This is a genomic window from Amycolatopsis stemonae, assembly GCF_054781455.1.
This window is the reverse complement of sequence record NZ_BAAGUJ010000028.1, coordinates 38474-55405: the sequence shown is the minus strand read 5'-3', so window position 1 is coordinate 55405 and position 16932 is coordinate 38474. Positions and strand designations below refer to the sequence as shown.

Below are 16932 nucleotides of genomic sequence, written 5' to 3'. Positions count from 1 at the left end.
CCGGCGCCTCGCCTTTTCGGCTCAGACGAGGGCGCCCGCGAGCTCCATCAGCGTGTCGGCCAGCTCCTGCGGGCCCGCCGGCCCGATGTGGATGACCGCGTCTTCGCCCGCGCCGGACGTGTAGCTCAGGTACCGGCCCCAGTCCGTGTCGGCGTAGTGCAGGGGCTGTTGCAGGCAGGTGTGGCGCCCGACGTCGTCGCGCCGCCCGACGTACAGCTCGCCGCTGCCGGAGACCGGCCGCTGCACGAGGCTGACGACGTCGGCGACGGCCGGGTCGAGCGGGTAGGCGTCCTGACCGCGGCGGGCCGCTTCGCTCAGGTCCGCCACCCGGACGGTCCGCGGATGGCCGCCCCCGGCACCCAGCGGCGGAAGCTGCTCGACGAGCGACTCGGCGAGCCGGTTCCGGTCGATCTCCTGCACGCCGACGTGGGTCCCGTCCGACACCGCCAGGACCGCCTGGAGGCCCTTCGCGGCGGCGAGGACGCCGTAGGTCCGGCCGTCGACCCCGACCCAGCCGTAGCACTCCCGCGCCGGGTTCACCAGCAGCGGGAGCCAGTCGAGGAAGTCGACGGTCGCCCGCCCGCGCGCGTCGACCAGCCCGGCCTCGGCCAGGGCCGCTTCGACGCGCTTGTCGGCTTCGGCGCGTTCCTCGTCCGAGAGCCACAGGGGCTCCGGGCGGAGGGTGATGTGCAGCTGACCGACCTGCTCGCGCTCGGCCAGTGCGGCCAGCGCCTCGACCGGAACGTCCACCCGGCCTGTTGCCACGTCCACCCGCCTACTCGCCGATGACCGGCGGGCTGGTCCGCTGGTCGGTGCCGAAGATCGCGTCCGGGTCCGCTTCGATCAGGAAGTCCGGCCGCTGGTGTTCATCATCTTCCTCGCCCTCACCGCGCCGGCCCCCGGCCCCCATCGGCCCCAGCTGCCCGGACCGCCCGGCAGCCGACCGGGCCGCGGCCGCCTCCGCGGCGGCGGCGTTGCCGAGACTGCCCATGCCGGACCCGCGGCCGCTGCCGAGCCCCCGCTCCCCCGCGGCGCCGCTGCCACTGCCCCCGGCACCGGTGCCGCTGATCGGCCGTCCGTTGGAGTCGAGCAGCCGGCTCCCGGCGTTCCCCCCGGCCGGCCCGCGCCCGCCCGTGCTGGAGTCGGGCTCGCCGCCGAAGGTGTTCGAGTAGTTCTGCCCGCCGCCGCCACCGGTGCTGGTCGGGTAGAAGTCGATGCCATCGGTACCGATCGGCGTCTTGCCGGGCCGATCGGTGCCACCCGGCCGGGTAGTCGTCGTGGTCGGCCGCCCGGTGCCGGTCGTGTGCGTCTCGTCCGTCGGCCGATCGGTGCTGCCCGGCCGGTCCGTCGAGCCGGGCCGGTCGGTGGAGCCGGGCCAATCGGTGCCGCCGGGCCGGTCGGTGCTGCCGGGCCGGTCGGTCCCCCCGGTCCGCCCGGGGTCGACGCTGGAGGTCGTGGTGTGGTCGTTGTACCCGGGATCCCCGCCGGCGTTCTCCGGCAACCAGCGGCTGCGGTCGGTGCCCAGGTCGATCTTGCCGGGCCCCTTCGGCTCGTTCACGGAGATGGCGGCGCCGTCGGACTCGAGGACGCCGTAATCGGTCGGCAGCACGGCTTTGGTGCCGCTGGTGACGCTGCTGTACTGGTCCATGACCCGGACGTTGGTCTCGTTGGCAGCGTTGTACTTCGCCATCCCCTGCTGGTAGGAGTCGATGTCGTCCTTGGCCATGAACGGCCCGGCGATCGGGATGGCGGCCTTGAGCCCGGTGGTCCAGGGATTGGGCTTGTCCGGCTTGGGCGGCACTTCGACGACGGCACTGCTGGAGTGGTCGAACGCGCCGGCCTGCGAGTCGACCGAGGCCTTGGTGATGTCCAGCGGCTGCGCGGTTTCGGCGAAGGCCTGCTCGAGCGGCCCGGCCCCGGCGTTCGCGGCGTCGGCCGCGTTCCCGGTCCAAGCCTGCTTCATCCGGTCCTGCAGCGCCTTGATGCCCTGCGCGCGGTCCATGTAGGCGTTGGAAAGGTTCGCCACTTCATCGGCGGCCGTGCGCAGGCCCGCGGTATCACCCTGTCTGAAGTTGTCGTAAATCTGCTTGCCGTCCACTCGTCATGCCCCCTTGAGTGTGGTGATGATGGCCGCCGCCACCTGCTGAGCCGCGCCGCACGAATCGTCCTGGCCCTGGTAACCCCCGGAGAACACACCGACCGCGAGGTCGTCGGCCACGCCGATGTCCATGCTGCAGTTGCCCATCGGGCGACGGTCACGCTTGTCGACGTAGATCGCGGGGTAGCCCTCGACGTCCGGCGCCTTCTCGAGGAACGGCAGCTGACCGTCGTCGTGTGCCGTGTACAGGCCCGCCAGACCACCGAGCCCGCGATCGCGGTTGCCGGTCCCGATGATGACCTGCATGCTCACGCCTTCACCCGAGATCTTCCAGCTGCAGCCCGGACCGGCCGCACCGAGTCCTTCGTCCTGCAACTGGGTCTCGCCGGCTCCGGTGAAGCGCAAGGACGACAGCGTCGCGGCCGGCACGATGTCGCACGGCTTGGCCGCGTACTTCGAAGCATCGAGCGGGGTGGCCACCTTGGGCACGTCCGGGTTGGCCGAAGCGCCGGAAGACGCGGGCTGGCTCGGCGCGGGCGAGGCGGTACCGGGCTTTTCGGTCGAGCACCCGGCGAGCAGCAGGGCGACGGCCACGGCACCCACCGTGACGCGAACGGGGAGGCGCACGGTCACACCGTCCGGAAGGGGTCGGCCATCCCCTGGTCGGTGGCGACGGTCTTCGTCTGGGCTTCCTTGAGCTTCTTCACGTAGTTCTGGACGTACTTCAGCATCGAGTCGTTCTGTGCCTGAAGGGCGGCGAGCGAGTCCGTCGAGGTCGAGATGTAGCCGTTGCTGACCGTGTCCTGTCCCGGCGAGCGGAGCGACGCGATGATGGAGTTGATCCGGTCTTTGTCGTCGACGATCTTGTCCAGCTCGGCTTCCCAGAGGCCGATCACCGAGGCGAGCTCCTCGGGGTCCATCTTGAACTCGCCGCCCCCGCCGCCACCGCCGCCGTAGACGCGGCCGTGCTCGCCCAGGATGTCGCCACCCCAGACCGCCTGGACCGCCTGGCCGGCTTCGCCGATGATCACGCCCCGCACCTTCCCCTCAGTTCACCCACTGTGATGGTGCAAAGATTAGCCAACCGTCTCATGCCGTGTCAGCGAATCGCCGCAACGTTCCGACGATGGGGCATCCCGATCGGTTCCCGACACGGCGGGTCACAGTACGTACGTACGGATTGCGAGATCCCGGTCCTCGGTGCCAGGATTTCAGGATGCCACGCGTAAGCCAGGATCACCTCGACGCACGCCGGCGCCAGATCCTCGACGGCTCCCGCGTCTGCTTCGCGCGCTACGGCTACGAAGGTGCCACAGTCCGGCGCCTGGAGGAAGCCACCGGACTCTCGCGCGGGGCCATCTTCCACCACTTCCGGGACAAGGAGTCCCTCTTCCTCGCCCTCGCCGAGGACGACGCCGTCCGGATGGCCGACGTCGTCGCAGAACAGGGCCTGGTCCAGGTCATGCGCGACCTGCTCGCGGGCGACGACGAGCACCCGGCCGACTGGCTCGGCACCCGCCTCGAGGTCTCCCGGCGGCTGCGCACCGACCCCGAGTTCCGCGGCCGCTGGGCCGAGCGCTCGGAACAGCTGACCACTGCGACCCGCCTGCGCCTGCTGCGCCAGCGCGACGCCGGGAACCTGCGCGACGACGTCGACGTCGACGTCCTCACGGCGTTCCTGGAGCTCGTCCTCGAGGGGCTCGTCTCCCACCTGGCCATGGGCCTGCCCGGCGCCGGCCTCGGCCCGGTGCTCGACCTCGTCGAGGAGACCGTGCGGCGGCACCGGCCGGGCACCGCCTGACCCCGCGTGGTCAAATGGCCGCGTGGATCTCCTCGAGGCGCACGGCCAGGCGTTGCGGGCCTTCGGCGACACCGTGCACGCCGCCGCCGCGGCCGACTGGGACCACCGGACACCGTGCACCGAGTGGACCGTCCGCGACCTGGTCAACCACCTCGTCGCCGAGCAGCTGTGGGCCCCGTCCCTGCTCGCCGGCGCCACCCTCGACGACGTCGGCGACCGCTTCGACGGCGACGTCCTCGGCGACGACCCGGTGGCCGCCTGGGACGCGGCCGCGGAAGCCGCCCGGGAGGCCTTCCTCGACGACGGCGTGCTCGAACGCGCGGTGCACGTCTCGGCCGGGCTCCTGCCGGCCCGCGAGTACGGCTGGCAGATGACCATCGACGCCGCCGTGCACGCCTGGGACCTCGCGGCGGCGCTGGACCTGCCCTGCCCCGTCACCGAAGGACTGGCCGAACGCCTGCTCGAAGTCGTCCGCCCGTGGGTGGACGAGTGGCAGGGGCTCGGCGTCTTCGACCCGCCGGTCGCGGTCGGCCGCGGCGCCGGGGCCACCGACCGGCTCGTCGCCCTGCTCGGGCGCGAACCGCGCTGAATCACCCGCCGAGGTGAGCGCGCCGACACACCGACGTGCCCGCCGCCGGCACGGGTGACACGATACGATTGTCCGTATCTCCGCAGTACACGCCGATTTCTTCCTTGGGAGTGACCGTTTCGTGCGCGCAGCGCAGTCACCTGGTGACAGTACCGGGCCGGGTGACCGACCCGGCTGTCCGATAGGTTCATCCCCCGCCGACCGGGCGGGTGCGGAATGATCCAGATCCTCTTCGCCGTGCTCGGCGTCCTGCTCTTCGTACTGCTGACCGTGGGCACCGGGCTGGCCGTCGCCGCCGAGTTCTCGCTGACCGCGCTCGAGCGCAGCACCGTCGACGCCAACGTCCGGCAGGTCGGCGACCGGCGGGCCCTGACCGTCCAGAAAGCCCACCGGACGCTCTCGTTCCAGCTCTCCGGCGCCCAGGTCGCGATCACGCTCACCACGCTGATCACCGGGTACCTGGCCGAGCCGCTGATCGGCGAGCTCGTCCGCCCGCTGCTCACCGCGGTCGGGTTGCCCGAGTCGTTCGCCGAGGGCGCGTCGATCGTGCTCGCCCTGGTGCTGGCCACCTCCCTGTCGATGATCCTCGGCGAGATGGTGCCGAAGAACCTCGCGATCGCCCGGCCGCTGCCGACCGCGCGGGCCGTCGCCGGGTACCACTCGCGGTTCTCCTCGCTGTTCCGCTGGCTCATCACGCTGATGAACAACAGCGCGAACTTCCTCGTCCGCAAGTTCGGCGTCGAGCCGCAGGAAGAGCTGCGGTCGGCGCGCTCGCCGCAGGAGCTGGGCTCGATCGTGCGGTCCAGCGCCGAAAGCGGCACGCTCGACACGTCGACGGCGGAGCTGCTGGACCGCTCCCTGCGGTTCGGCGAGCGCACCGCGGAAGAGCTCATGACCCCGCGCGTGCAGCTCGAGGCCCTCGCCGTCGACGACACCATCGAGGACCTCATCGACATCTCCCGCCGCACCGGCTTCTCGCGGTTCCCGGTGCACGCCGAGGACCTCGACGACGTCCGCGGCGCCGTGCACGTCAAGCAGGCCTTCGCCGTGCCCGCCGCCGAGCGGGCGAACGTGCCGATCGGCTCGGTCATGCGGCCGGTGCCGACGGTGCCCGAGTCCCTGCCCGGCGACGACCTGCTCGACCGCCTGCGCGACTCCCGCTTCCAGCTCGCCATCGTCGTCGACGAGTACGGCGGCACGGCCGGGCTGGTGACCCTCGAAGACGTCGTCGAAGAGATCATCGGCGACGTCCGCGACGAGCACGACGAGCACGAGGGGCCCGCGTCGCAGCAGGTCGGGACCGACAGCTGGCTGGTGTCCGGCCAGCTGCGGCCCGACGAGGTCACCGACGTCACCGGCTTCCGGATGCCCGACGGCGACTACGAGACCATCGCCGGGCTGATCCTGGAGCGGCTCGGCAAGATCCCCGCCGAGGGCGACGCCGCCGAGGTCGACGGCTGGCGGCTCACCGTCACCTCGATGGACAAGCACCGGATCGCCGAGGTCGAGGTGGCCCCGGTCCGCGCGGCCGCGAGCGTGGAGGTGGACGCGTGAGCGACTGGCTGAACATCGCCCTGGTCGTGGTCCTGTTGCTGGCCAACGCCTTCTTCGTCGGCGCCGAGTTCACCCTGATCTCGTCCCGGCGGGACCGGCTCGAAGCCCTGCTGGAGCAGGGCAAGACGCGCGCGAAGATCGTGATCAACGCGAGCAAGCACGTGTCGCTGATGCTTGCCGGCGCGCAGCTGGGCATCACCATCTGCTCGCTGCTGCTCGGCCGCCTCGGCGAGCCGGCGATCGCGCACCGGCTGTCGGCGTTCTTCGACCTGCTGGGGCTGCCCGAAACGCTGCTGCACGCGGTGTCGTTCGCCATCGCGCTGGCCTTCATCACCGTGCTGCACGTGCTGATCGGCGAGATGGTGCCGAAGAACCTCGCCATCGCCGAGCCCGAACGGCTCGCGCTGTGGCTGGTGCCCGTGCACGTCGCGTGGGTCAAGGTGGCCAACCCGTTCATCTGGCTGCTGAACTTCGTCGCCAACTCGCTGCTGCGCGCGGTGAAGGTCGAACCGAAGGACGAGCTGGAGACGGCCTACACGTCCGAAGAGCTGGCCGAGCTGCTCAGCGAGTCGCGCCGCGAGGGGCTGCTCGACCAGTCCGAGCACCGGCGGCTGTCCCAGACGTTGTCGTCGGTGCAGAAGACGGTCGCCGACGTGCTGGTGCCGACGGCCGAGCTGACCACGCTGCCGTGCGGGCCGACGGTCGGCGACGTCGAGCGGGCGGTCTCGTCGACCGGCTTCTCGCGCTTCCCCGTGTGCACCGACGACGGCCGGCTGACCGGGTACATCCACGTGAAGGACGTCCTCGACCTGGCGGGCCAGGACCCGGCGACGATCGTGCCGCCGGCGAAGACGCGGGCGCTCACCGAACTGCGCGCCGACGCCCGGCTCGACGTCGCGCTTTCGGCCATGCGCAAGGAAGGCAGCCACCTGGCGCGGGCGCTCGACAGCGGCGGGAACGCGGTCGGCGTCGTCGCGCTCGAGGACCTCGTCGAGGAGTACGTGGGCACCGTGCGGGACGGCACCCACGTGGGCGCATGACCGGCGTCGAAGTGCTCGCCGAACCGGACTGGCTGGCCCGGGAAGCGGCGCACGCCGAGCGAATGGGGCGCTGGACGGTCCCCCACCAGGAGCGGCGGGCGCGCGGCGAGAAGCACCCGGTGCTGGACTTCCTGTTCACCTACTACTCGTTCCGGCCCACGCACCTGCAGCGGTGGCAGCCCGGGCCCGGCGTCGCGCTCGCCGGGCCCGCGGCCCGCCGGTTCCTGGACCGCAAGGGCTACGTGCCGACGGACGACGGCGTCGTCCTCGACCCGGCGGCCTTCACCGAGGGCAAGCTGCGGACGGCGGAGTTCGTCCGCGGCCTGCTGGGCGCGACGGCGTCGCGCGCGCCGCGGCTCAGCTGCTTCGGGCTGCACGAGTGGGCCATGGTCTACCGCGAGCCCGAGGACTCCGTGCGGCACAACCAGGTCCCGCTACGGCTCGGCTCGGCGGGCACCGACGCGGTCGTCGAGTCCCAGGACATCCGGTGCGGGCACTTCGACGCGTTCCGGTTCTTCACCGCCGACGCCCGGCCGCGGAACGAGCTGACGCCGTCGCGGGAGACGCAGGTCGCACTCGAACAGCCGGGGTGCCTGCACGCGAACATGGATCTGTTCAAATGGGCGTACAAGCTCGACCCGTTCGTGCCCGCGGAGCTCGTCGCGGACTGCTTCGAGCTGGCCGTCGAGATCCGGACGCTGGACATGCGGGCGAGCCCGTACGACCTGGCCGCGCTGGGCTACCCGCCGGTGCGGATCGAGACGGCCGAGGGCCGGGCCGAGTACGCCCGCGCCCAGGCCGGTTTCGCGCGGCGAGCTGCACCGGTGCGTGCTCGCCTGATCGCGCATTGCGATCGCCTGATCAGCGCAGCACCCCGCGCGTGAGCAACTGTGAGTCAGATTATTCTCTCACCGATACTCACCTGTTAGGGTGATAACGGTTTTATTGCATCGCCGCGCGTGCTTGACATGCGCGTAGCCCGAAAGGATGACGATGGGGCGACACACCCGGGACGACGATCCCGTGCCGCACCCTCAGGACCGCACCGGCCGCCCGGCCGCCCCGCGCCGCCCCCACCCGGGCGATGCCGCGGGAGCACCGAGCGGGGCTCCCCAGCCGGTCGCCGGCCGTGGTGAAGCGTCCGGTTCGTACCCCGTCACCGGCCGGGGCGACGCCTCTGGTTCGCACCCCGTCGCTCGGCGCGGTGAAGCCTCCGGCTCGTACCCGGTCACGGGCCGGGGTGAGACCTCGGGCTCGTACCCCGTCACCAGCCGCGGTGAAGCCTCCGGCTCGTACCCCGTCACCGGCCGCGGTGAGACCTCCGGCTCGTACCCCGTCACCGGCCGGGGTGAGACCTCGGGCTCGTACCCCGTCACCGGGCGCGGCGAGACCTCCGGCTCGTACCCCGTCACCGGCCGGAGTGAGGCTTCCGGGGCCTTCCGGACTCCGGGGCGCAGCTCCATCTCCGATGCTTTCGGGATCGCCGGACGCGGCCGCGGTGAGGCGTCGGGCTCGTACCCCGTCGCCGGGCGCAGTGAGACCTCCGGCTCCTTCTTCGTCTCCGCGGGTGAGGCCACCGGTTCGCAGCAGGCCGCCCGTCGCGGTGAGGCTTCCGGTGCCTACCCCGTTGCCAGTCGCGGTGAAGCCCCCGTCGCCCGTCGTGGCGAGACTTCCGGTGCCTACCCCGTCGCCACCCGTGGCGAGGAGTCCGGCGCTGCCGGGCTCGGGGACCAGCCCACCAGCCGCCGCGGTAAAGGCGGCGGCCAGTCCGCCTCGCGGCGCGGGCGTCGTGGGGAAGCCTCCTCCCCCGCGGAGACCGCCGCCGAGCGGACCGAGGTCATCACCCGGCACGGTGAGACCTCCGGGAACTACCCGATCACCGCCCGCAGCGAGACGTCCCGCACCCTCAGCCGGAAAGAGGCCGCAGGCGAAAGCTCCCGCCGCCGCGTCGAACCCGCAGGCGAGAGCGAAGGCCGTCGGCGCGCTCCCGGGCGGAGCGAGACCACCGGGCCGCACCGCGCCGAAGGCAAGAGTGAGACCACCGGGCCGCACCGCGCCGAAGGCAAGAGTGAGACCACCGGGCCGCACCGCGCCGAAGGCAAGAGTGAGACCACCGGGCCGCACCGCGCCGAAGGCAAGAGTGAGACCACCGGGTCGCACCGGGTCGCCGGGAAGAGCGAGGCCACCGGGTCGCACCGGATCGTCGGCAAGAAGGCGCCTCGGCGGCGGATCGCCGGCTGGCCGATCGCCTGTGCCGTGCTCGCCGCCCTCATCGGGCTCGGCGTGATCGGCTGGAACTGGGCCGACAGCGAGCTCAACAGCCGCGCCGAGGCGCAGGCCGCCGCCTGCTCCGGGGGGACGTCGCAGATGCGGATCGTCGTCACTCCGAGCGTGCAGAAGCCGCTCACCGCCGCCGCCGACCGGTGGAACCAGGCCGCCACCGTCGTCCACGGCCAGTGCGTGCACGTGACGATCGACGCCAAGCCGTCGTCCGAGGTGCTCGACGCGCTCGTCGGCCGGTCGAACCTCAACGCCATCGGCGGTCTCCCGGCCGCCTGGCTGCCCGAGTCGTCCTACTGGATCAGCGAGCTGACCACCAAGAAGCCCGAGATGATCGGTTCGGCCGCCCAGTCCGTGGCCAACGCCCGCTCGGCGGACTACCCGTTCGTCGGGCTTTCCGGGCAGGGCATCGACGACACCGTGCTCCGCGCGGCCCAGACGTTCCGCGAGTACCTCGAGCAGCCCGCCCAGCAGGCGGACTTCGCCGCCGCCGGGATCAAGGGAACCTAGACGCGCGTGCCGTTGTCGAGCTCGGCCACCACGGCGAGGTCGTCGTCGGCCAGTTCGAAGTCGAAGATCCCGAAGTTCTCCCGGGTCCGCGTCGTGGTCGCCGACGCCGCCACCGCGACCGTCCCGGCCTGCAGGTGCCACCGCAGCACGATCTGCGACGGCGTCTTGCCGTACTTGGCCGCGAGGGCGGTGACCGTCTCGTCGGACAGCAGCGCGGCGTTCGCGGCCGGGCTCGACGCCGCGGTCACGATGCCCCGCTCGTCGTGGAACTCGCGCAACGGGACCTGCTGCAGCCACGGGTGCAGCTCGACCTGGTTCAGCACCGGGACCGCGCCGGTGGCGTCGATCAGCCGGCGCAGCTCCGCGACGCCGAACCCGGCGACGCCGACCGCCCGCACCCGGCCGTCGGCCCGCAGCCGGCTGAGCGCGCGCCAGGTGTCGGGGAACGCGCCCTTGGTGCCGTCCAGCAGGCACAGGTCGGCCTGGTCGAGCTGGAGCGCGGCCAGCGCCTGGTCGGCGGCGCGGCGCGTGGTGTCGTAGCCCTGCGTGGGCACCTTGAAGCTGACGAAGAGCTCTTCACGGGGCACGTCGCCCGCGGCAAGCGCCGCACCCACCGTCACCTCGGTCCCCGGCGCGGTGTCGAACCCGCGGTAGCCGGTGTCGAGCGCGATGCGGACGGCGCGGCCGGTCTCGGCCGCGGTCAGACCCGCGACACCGAACAGCAGCTGGGGGATGCGGACTCCGTCGGACAGGGCGAGCGAAGGCGGAACGGCCATCTACCGGTGATCCTCACTTCGGATGCTGCGCGGGTGTCCCCCAATCATTCCACCAGGGCGGCCCGCTCGCGCAGGTATGCCGCGGTAGCCGCGTCCGCGGGGAAGAACGACTCGATGACCAGTTCCGCCACCGTGACGTCCAGGGGCGTGCCGAACGTGGCCACCGTGCTGAAGAACGTCAGGTCCGTGCCCTCGTGGCGGTACTTCAGCGGCACGAAGATGTCACCCGGTCCAGGGACCTCCACCTCGGGCACCGGCTGGTCGCACGGGTACCCGCGCAGCTCCCGCAGCAACTCGGCGAGCCCGGCGTCGGCGGTCTGGTCCACCTGGCGGCGCAGCCGGCCGAGGAGGTGGGCACGCCACTCCCCCAGGTTGAGGACGTGCGGCGCCATGCCGTCCGGGTGCAGCGTCGCGCGCAGGACGTTGGTGGTCAGCCCGGCCGGGATCCCGTCGACGAACAGGCCGATGGCGGCGTTCGCGTCGACGAGGTCCCAGTTCCGGTCGACGACGGCGGCCGGGTAGGGGTCGTGGCTCGCGAGCAGCTGCCGGACGGCCTGGCGGACGGCGTTCATCTCCGGGTCCCCCAAAGCGTTCTCGGTGTACGCGGGCGCATACCCGGCGGCAAGCAGCAGCCGGTTGCGTTCGCGCAGCGGCACGTCGAGGTGCTCGCCGAGCCGCAGCACCATGTCGCGGCTGGGCTTCGAGCGGCCGGTCTCCACGAAGCTGAGGTGGCGGGTGGAGATGTCCGCCGAGATCGCGAGGTCGAGCTGGCTGATCCGGCGCCGGTCGCGCCATTCCCGCAGCAGCTGACCCACCGGCCGCTGCCGTTGCACCGTAGTCGTCACCCGGGCGACGCTACGGCGATCATCGACGCGCGGCCATTACCTCCCGCGTAATCGACGTGCCGCGTGTCGTCGGACAGAGTCGTGCTCAGCACCGGGACGACCGAACCCGTTGTCCCCCAACGAAAGGGAACCACCATGAGCGACGTCCGCACGATCGTCGAGCAGTACATCGCCGTCTGGAACGAGACCGACGGCGACAAGCGCCGCGCCCTCATCGGCGACGTCTTCACCGAAGGTGCCGCCTACACGGACCCGCTCGGCGCCGTCACCGGGCACGACGGGATCGACCAGTTCGTCGGCGGGGCGCAGCAGCAGTTCGCCGGGCTGTCCTTCAGCCTGCCCGCCGAACCGGACGCGCACCACGACCTCGCGCGGTTCCAGTGGTACCTCGGGACGCCCGGGGCCGAGCCCGTCGCCATCGGCTTCGACGTCGTCGAGCTCGAGGACGGCAAGATCGCCAAGGTGCACGGCTTCCTCGACAAGCTGCCGGGCTGACCACCCCGGCGTGCGGGCTCCCGGGCAGGGGAGCCCGCACGCCGGCCCGCACCCCTAGTCCTTCAGCGCACCCCGCCAGCGCACCGTCGGGCGCAGCTTGTCCGGGAGCACGCGGTGCTTGTTCGCCCCCACGATGTCGAACATCGACTCGATCAGCGTGTCCGAAAGCAGGTGCGGTTCCAGCCCCAGCCCGACCAGCCCGGTGTGCTTCACGTTGTAGTAGTGCTCCGGCGCCTCGGTGCGCGGGTTCTCCAGGTGCTCGATCTGCACGGGCCCGGGGAACCGCTCGGCGACGAGATCGGCGATGCCGGCCACCGACATGCTTTCCGTCATCTGGTTGAAGACGCGGAACTCCCCCGCCTCGGCCGGGTGCTCCACGGCGAGGCGGATGCACTCGACGGTGTCGCGGATGTCGATCAGGCCGCGTGTCTGGGCCCCCTTGCCGTACACGGTCAGCGGCTGGCCCAGCACCGCCTGGATGACGAACCGGTTCAGCACGGTGCCGAACACCGCGTCGTAGTCGAACCGCGTCGCCAGCCGCGGGTCCAGCGCCGTCTGCGGCGTCTGCTGGCCGTAGACCACGCCCTGGTTGAGGTCCGTCGCGCGCAGCCCCCAGGCGCGGCAGGTGAACTCGATGTTGTGCGAGTCGTGGACCTTCGTCAGGTGGTAGAACGACCCCGGCCGCTTCGGGAACAGCACGCGGTCCTTGCGGCCGTTGTGTTCGAGGTCCAGCCAGCCCTCTTCGATGTCGACGTTCGGCGTGCCGTACTCGCCCATCGTGCCGAGCTTCACCAGGTGGATCGCCGGGTCGATTTCGGCGATCGCGTACAGCAGGTTCAGGTTCCCGATCACGTTGTTGTGCTGCGTGTAGACGGCGTGCTCGCGGTCGATCATCGAATACGGCGCGGACCGCTGCTCGGCGTAGTGCACGACGGCGTCCGGCCGGAAGTCCCGAACCGCGCCGAAGAGGAACTCCGCGTCGAGGAGGTCGCCCTCGTAACTGGCGATCGTGCGTCCCGAGACCTCCTGCCACGCGGCGATCCGCTCGGCCAGGGATTCGATCGGGACCAGGCTTTCGACACCGAGTTCGGCGTCGTAACCGCGGCGGGCGAAATTGTCGAGAACGGCTACCTCGTGGCCTTTGTCCGATAAGTGCAATGCGGTCGGCCAGCCCAGATATCCGTCACCGCCGAGAACCAGCACTCGCATTGTGCCGCCTTTCCTGCTCGTTTACGCACAAGCTTGCCGATCCTGCGAACGAGCAGAGGCTTGCAAGAACCCGACGCTATCGATCACGTCCTGATGAGGACCTGGCAATGAGCTGTGAATCTCCTATGCGTAGGGGGCCCGGACGGCGGCGCGACGAGCCCGCGGGGAGGATGGGGACATGACGACCGTAACCAACGGCGTGCGGCCCCGCACAGCGGAGAAGACCCGCACCCGCGGCTGGGCGCGCCTCGCGCGCGCCGCCGCGACGTCCGTCGCCGCCACGGTTCTCAGCCAGGTCGTGCTGCTCGCCGTCCTCGCCACCGGCGGTGCCGCGGCCCTCGCGAGCACGCTGGCCTGGGCGGCCGGCGCAGTGTTGAACTTCCTGGTCACCCGCCGCTGGGTCTGGGGCCGCACCGGACGTCCGCGCGTGCGCCGCGAACTGCTGCCCTACCTGGTCGTCATCGGCCTCGGCGGGCTCGCCTCGATCGGCCTGACGACCCTCGCGGGCTCGCTGCTCACACCGCTGGACCTGCCGCACTTCTGGTGGGTCGTGCTCGTCGACGGAGCGTACGTGGCCAGCTACGCACTGGTGTTCGTCGTCAAGTTCACGCTGCTCGACCGGCTCGTGTTCGGCCGCGGCGCAGCACGTACCCCCGCCACCACGTCCCCGTCATGACGCGGGCGTAGTTCGCGCCGTAGACGAGGCTGCCGCCCTTCTTGCTCTTGCCCGCCTTGCGCAGCCGCATGCTCATCGGCAGCTCCAGCACGCGAGCGCCGCGCGCGGTCACGCCGAGCATCAGCTCCGACGACTGGTACTGCGGTTCGTTGAGCGGGACCGCGCAGGCCAGCTCCGCCCGCATCGCGCGGAAGCCGAACGACGTGTCGGTGATCCGCCGCACGGTCAGCACCGACGCCAGCACCGCGAACACGCGCACGCCGAGCCACCGGACGCGGCTGTCGGCCTCCTCGTGCCCGAGCCGCCGCGACCCCGTCACGAAGTCCGCCGTGCCGTCGACGACCGGGCTGACCAGCGCCTCCAGCTCGCTGTTGTCGTACTGGCCGTCCGCGTCGGTCGTCACGACGTATTCGGCGCCGGACCCGGCCGCGAGGTGGTACCCCAGCCGCAGGGCGGCGCCCTGGCCGCGGTTGCGCGGAGCGACACACACGTACGCGCCGTGGTCTTCGGCGATCGCTGCCGTGTCATCGGTACCGCCGTCGACGACGACGAGCACGTCGACCGGCATGCCGAGGCACTCGTCGGGCATCTTCTCCAGCACTTCGCCGATGCCGCCGGCTTCGTTGTAGGCGGCGACGACCACGGTCAGCGGGGCCAGCTCGACGCCGGGGTTCCGCCCGTGGAAGTCGTCGAGGGCGCCCTGGTCGACGTCGTCGGGGAACGCCGCGAGACGCTTCCGGCTGGCCGACGTCAGGGTCGTGAAGCCGAGGCCCCCGGCCACCGCGAACAGCACCAGCGCGGGGATCTGGTAGCGCCAGGAGAACTGGAACACCGCGGAGGCGAACAGCAGCACCAGCCCGCTCGTCGACGCCAGCAGCGCGCCCGCCCGGGCCCGGTCCAGGGGCCGCTTGCGGCGGACCACGGTCAGCAGGCCGAGCAGGGCGCCGATGCCGAGCACCGCGCCGGGCACGTACCCGCCACCGAGCTGGTAGTCCCGCAGGATCTTGGCCAGTGGCTGGTCGACGCTCGCGTGGACGCCGTCGCTGCCCAGCGTGACCAGGTCGATCAGCGCCTGGTCGGCCCACTGCGGGTAGCTCAGCTGGAACTGCCACCGGTCCAGGGGGACGTCGGTGGGGTCCTGCGCGCGCGTCCACGCGAAGCTCTTCGAGAAGTCGTGGAGGATCGCGCCGGCGACGTCGCCGGGCTGCTCCTTCAGGACGTCGATCGCGAACGCGTGCGCCAGCGCGGCCTTGTCGGCGCCGGGCGGCAGCGGGCCCGGCCAGTTCGGGTCGAGGTCGGCGTGCGCGTAGTTGTCGACCAGCCGCGTCTCGCGCGGCTCGGCCGGGCAGAACACCCGCAGCGTCGGGTCGAGGTGGAGGTTCGCGCAGTCGGCGACGGCGGCGGTGCGGCCGTAGAGCATGTTCCCGGACGGCCCGGTCAGCCCCCACTTGCCGGTTTCCGAATGCACGCGCGCCGAGTAGGGCACGAGGACGACGAGCAGGCCCAGCAGGCCGGCGCCCGCCCGGCGCCAGCCCGCCCAGTGCCGCCACGCTCCCCCGGCGACGACCAGGAACACCAGCAGCGGCAGGGCCAGCGAGATCCCGATCAGCCGGGTCAGCACGCCGAAGCCGAGCAGCAACCCCGCGGCGCCGGCGCGTTTCCAGCCCGGTGTGCCCCAGCCGAGCAACAGCCAGAGCAGTCCGAGGAGCACCGCCTCGAACGTCACCTCGGACATGATGTTCTGCTCGATCTGCAGCTGGTAGGCGTCGAGCAGCACCGGGGTCGCGGCCAGCGCGCCGACCCACGGACGACCGCCGAGGCGCAGGACCAGCCCGTAGATCCCGACCGCGATGAGGATGCCGGCGATGTGCTGGACGGCCGCGACCCAGGCGAGCCCGCCGACGGCCAGCAGCGGGCGCAGCACGAGGTCGTAGCCGATCGGGTCGAGCTGGTCGGCGCGCAGCGCGTGCAGGTTGTCGAGGTAGCGGAACGAATCGATGAACAGCAGCGCGGGCCGGTACGCGAGCCAGGTCAGCACCCGGAGCGTGATCGCCGGGACGAGCAGCAGGAGCAGCAGCCAGTGCCGCTTCGCGAAAGCGGTCACGGTGTCGCGTTTGGACGGTCGAGCCCGGAGAAGTACTTCCACGCCGTGCCCAGGCCGTCGACCAGCGAGACGGACGGGCGGTAGCCGATGGTCGCGGCACTGCCCGAGACGTCCACGACGACCGCGGGCATCTCCCCCGCCGGCGCCTCGATGTGCTCGACCGGCAACTCGGCGCCGGTCACCTCGCGCACGGCCTCGACCATCTCCAGCACGGACACCGAGCGGCCCGCGCCGACGATCGCGCGGCCGGTGTGGCCGCTGTCGAAGGCCGTCAGGATCGCCCGGACGACGTCGTCGACGTGGACGAGGTCGCGGCGCTGCCGGCCGTCGCCGTAGATCTTGATGCCGCCGCCGGTGAGCGCCGCGCGCATCATGCGCGGTACGAAACTGTCCTTGTGGGACATTCCCGGGCCGTAGACGTTGGTGAACCGCAAGGCACACGTCGTCATGCCGTACGCGCCGGCGTACCCCGAGAGCAGCATCTCGCACGCCGCTTTCGTGGCGCCGTAGGGCGTCAGCGGCCGGAGCGGCAGGTCCGGGGTGATCGTCGCGGTGCCGACGTTGCCGATCACCGCGTTGGTCGAGGCGAGCAGGAACTTCGGCACCTCGCGGCGGCGCGCGAGCTCCAGCAGCTCCTGGGTGACCAGGACGTTGTCCGCGAAGGTGTCCTCGGGCAGCTCGACCGACTTCAGCACGGACGTCAGCGCGGCGAGGTGCACGATCCCGGCGGTCCCGGCCGTCACGGCCTCTTCGCGCACGGCGGCGTCACGGAGGTCGCCGGTCACCACGCGGACGCCGTCGAGGTCTTCGGGGAACGGGACCCGGTCCACGACGGTGACCGGGACGCCCCGGTCGCGGAAGGCGCGCACGGCGGCCCGGCCGATGAAGCCGCTGCCGCCGGTCACGACCACGGACGTCCGGTCAGGACCGTGCGCACTCGCCATGGCCGCCAACC

At 71.7% G+C, this 16932-nt stretch carries 17 protein-coding genes; 8 read left to right on the top strand and 9 right to left on the bottom strand.

The window, feature by feature from the left end; translation table 11 throughout:
• Positions 1 to 21: 21 nt before the first annotated feature.
• The 4 genes from ACYVLJ_RS47085 to ACYVLJ_RS47070 are packed head-to-tail and all read right to left on the bottom strand — an operon-like array spanning position 22 to position 3129.
• On the bottom strand, positions 22 to 750 hold the full coding sequence (locus ACYVLJ_RS47085) for an ESX secretion-associated protein EspG (protein WP_451973296.1): 729 nt from the start codon (positions 748 to 750) through the stop codon (positions 22 to 24).
• A gap of 25 nt (positions 751 to 775) precedes the next feature.
• Positions 776 to 2098, bottom strand: coding sequence for a WXG100 family type VII secretion target (locus tag ACYVLJ_RS47080; RefSeq protein ID WP_460443634.1), 1323 nt, complete (start codon positions 2096 to 2098; stop codon positions 776 to 778).
• 3 nt (positions 2099 to 2101) lie between these two features.
• Complete coding sequence (locus ACYVLJ_RS47075; RefSeq protein WP_460443633.1) at positions 2102 to 2731, bottom strand: DUF3558 domain-containing protein; 630 nt, start codon at positions 2729 to 2731, stop codon at positions 2102 to 2104.
• Positions 2728 to 3129, bottom strand: coding sequence for a hypothetical protein (locus tag ACYVLJ_RS47070; RefSeq protein WP_460443632.1), 402 nt, complete (start codon positions 3127 to 3129; stop codon positions 2728 to 2730). Before ACYVLJ_RS47070 ends, ACYVLJ_RS47075 begins: the two co-directional genes overlap by 4 nt.
• 185 nt (positions 3130 to 3314) lie before the next feature.
• Here ACYVLJ_RS47070 and ACYVLJ_RS47065 point away from each other — a divergent pair, with 185 nt between their 5' ends.
• The 6 genes from ACYVLJ_RS47065 (at position 3315) to ACYVLJ_RS47040 (ending at position 9872) form a co-directional block, all read left to right on the top strand.
• On the top strand, positions 3315 to 3899 hold the full coding sequence (locus tag ACYVLJ_RS47065; RefSeq protein WP_460443631.1) for a TetR/AcrR family transcriptional regulator: 585 nt from the start codon (positions 3315 to 3317) through the stop codon (positions 3897 to 3899).
• A gap of 22 nt (positions 3900 to 3921) precedes the next feature.
• On the top strand, positions 3922 to 4488 hold the full coding sequence (locus ACYVLJ_RS47060; protein WP_460443630.1) for a DinB family protein: 567 nt from the start codon (positions 3922 to 3924) through the stop codon (positions 4486 to 4488).
• 216 nt (positions 4489 to 4704) lie between these two features.
• Positions 4705 to 6042, top strand: a complete 1338-nt coding sequence (locus ACYVLJ_RS47055; protein WP_451972463.1) for a hemolysin family protein — start codon at positions 4705 to 4707, stop codon at positions 6040 to 6042.
• The gene (locus ACYVLJ_RS47050) at positions 6039 to 7082 is read left to right on the top strand and encodes a hemolysin family protein (protein ID WP_451972462.1); all 1044 of its coding nucleotides are present in this window, start codon (positions 6039 to 6041) and stop codon (positions 7080 to 7082) included. Before ACYVLJ_RS47055 ends, ACYVLJ_RS47050 begins: the two co-directional genes overlap by 4 nt.
• Positions 7079 to 7966: a 3-methyladenine DNA glycosylase gene (locus tag ACYVLJ_RS47045; RefSeq protein ID WP_460443629.1), complete on the top strand. Its 888-nt coding sequence runs from the start codon at positions 7079 to 7081 to the stop codon at positions 7964 to 7966. The genes ACYVLJ_RS47050 and ACYVLJ_RS47045 overlap by 4 nt, the downstream gene beginning before the upstream one ends.
• A gap of 109 nt (positions 7967 to 8075) precedes the next feature.
• Complete coding sequence (locus ACYVLJ_RS47040) at positions 8076 to 9872, top strand: hypothetical protein (RefSeq protein WP_460443628.1); 1797 nt, start codon at positions 8076 to 8078, stop codon at positions 9870 to 9872.
• Here ACYVLJ_RS47040 and ACYVLJ_RS47035 read toward each other — a convergent pair.
• Positions 9869 to 10648 (bottom strand): aldo/keto reductase, encoded by a 780-nt coding sequence (locus tag ACYVLJ_RS47035; RefSeq protein ID WP_460443627.1) that lies wholly within the window; start codon positions 10646 to 10648, stop codon positions 9869 to 9871. The genes ACYVLJ_RS47040 and ACYVLJ_RS47035 overlap by 4 nt on opposite strands.
• A gap of 44 nt (positions 10649 to 10692) precedes the next feature.
• The gene (locus tag ACYVLJ_RS47030; protein WP_460443626.1) at positions 10693 to 11493 is read right to left on the bottom strand and encodes a helix-turn-helix domain-containing protein; all 801 of its coding nucleotides are present in this window, start codon (positions 11491 to 11493) and stop codon (positions 10693 to 10695) included.
• Between the two features lie 135 nt (positions 11494 to 11628).
• Between ACYVLJ_RS47030 and ACYVLJ_RS47025 the strand changes: the two genes are divergently transcribed.
• On the top strand, positions 11629 to 11988 hold the full coding sequence (locus tag ACYVLJ_RS47025) for a nuclear transport factor 2 family protein (RefSeq protein ID WP_460443625.1): 360 nt from the start codon (positions 11629 to 11631) through the stop codon (positions 11986 to 11988).
• 54 nt (positions 11989 to 12042) lie between these two features.
• On the opposite strand, the gene ACYVLJ_RS47020 is transcribed toward ACYVLJ_RS47025, so the two are convergent.
• Positions 12043 to 13197, bottom strand: a complete 1155-nt coding sequence (locus ACYVLJ_RS47020; protein ID WP_460443624.1) for a Rossmann-fold NAD(P)-binding domain-containing protein — start codon at positions 13195 to 13197, stop codon at positions 12043 to 12045.
• 178 nt (positions 13198 to 13375) lie between these two features.
• On the opposite strand from ACYVLJ_RS47020, the gene ACYVLJ_RS47015 reads away from it, so the two are divergent.
• Positions 13376 to 13873: a GtrA domain-containing protein gene (locus ACYVLJ_RS47015; RefSeq protein WP_460443623.1), complete on the top strand. Its 498-nt coding sequence runs from the start codon at positions 13376 to 13378 to the stop codon at positions 13871 to 13873.
• Here the strand turns inward: ACYVLJ_RS47015 and ACYVLJ_RS47010 are convergent.
• The gene (locus tag ACYVLJ_RS47010; protein ID WP_460443622.1) at positions 13803 to 15977 is read right to left on the bottom strand and encodes a glycosyltransferase family 2 protein; all 2175 of its coding nucleotides are present in this window, start codon (positions 15975 to 15977) and stop codon (positions 13803 to 13805) included. The genes ACYVLJ_RS47015 and ACYVLJ_RS47010 overlap by 71 nt on opposite strands.
• On the bottom strand, positions 15974 to 16921 hold the full coding sequence (locus ACYVLJ_RS47005; protein WP_451972445.1) for an NAD-dependent epimerase/dehydratase family protein: 948 nt from the start codon (positions 16919 to 16921) through the stop codon (positions 15974 to 15976). Before ACYVLJ_RS47005 ends, ACYVLJ_RS47010 begins: the two co-directional genes overlap by 4 nt.
• Between the last annotated feature and the right edge of the window lie 11 nt (positions 16922 to 16932).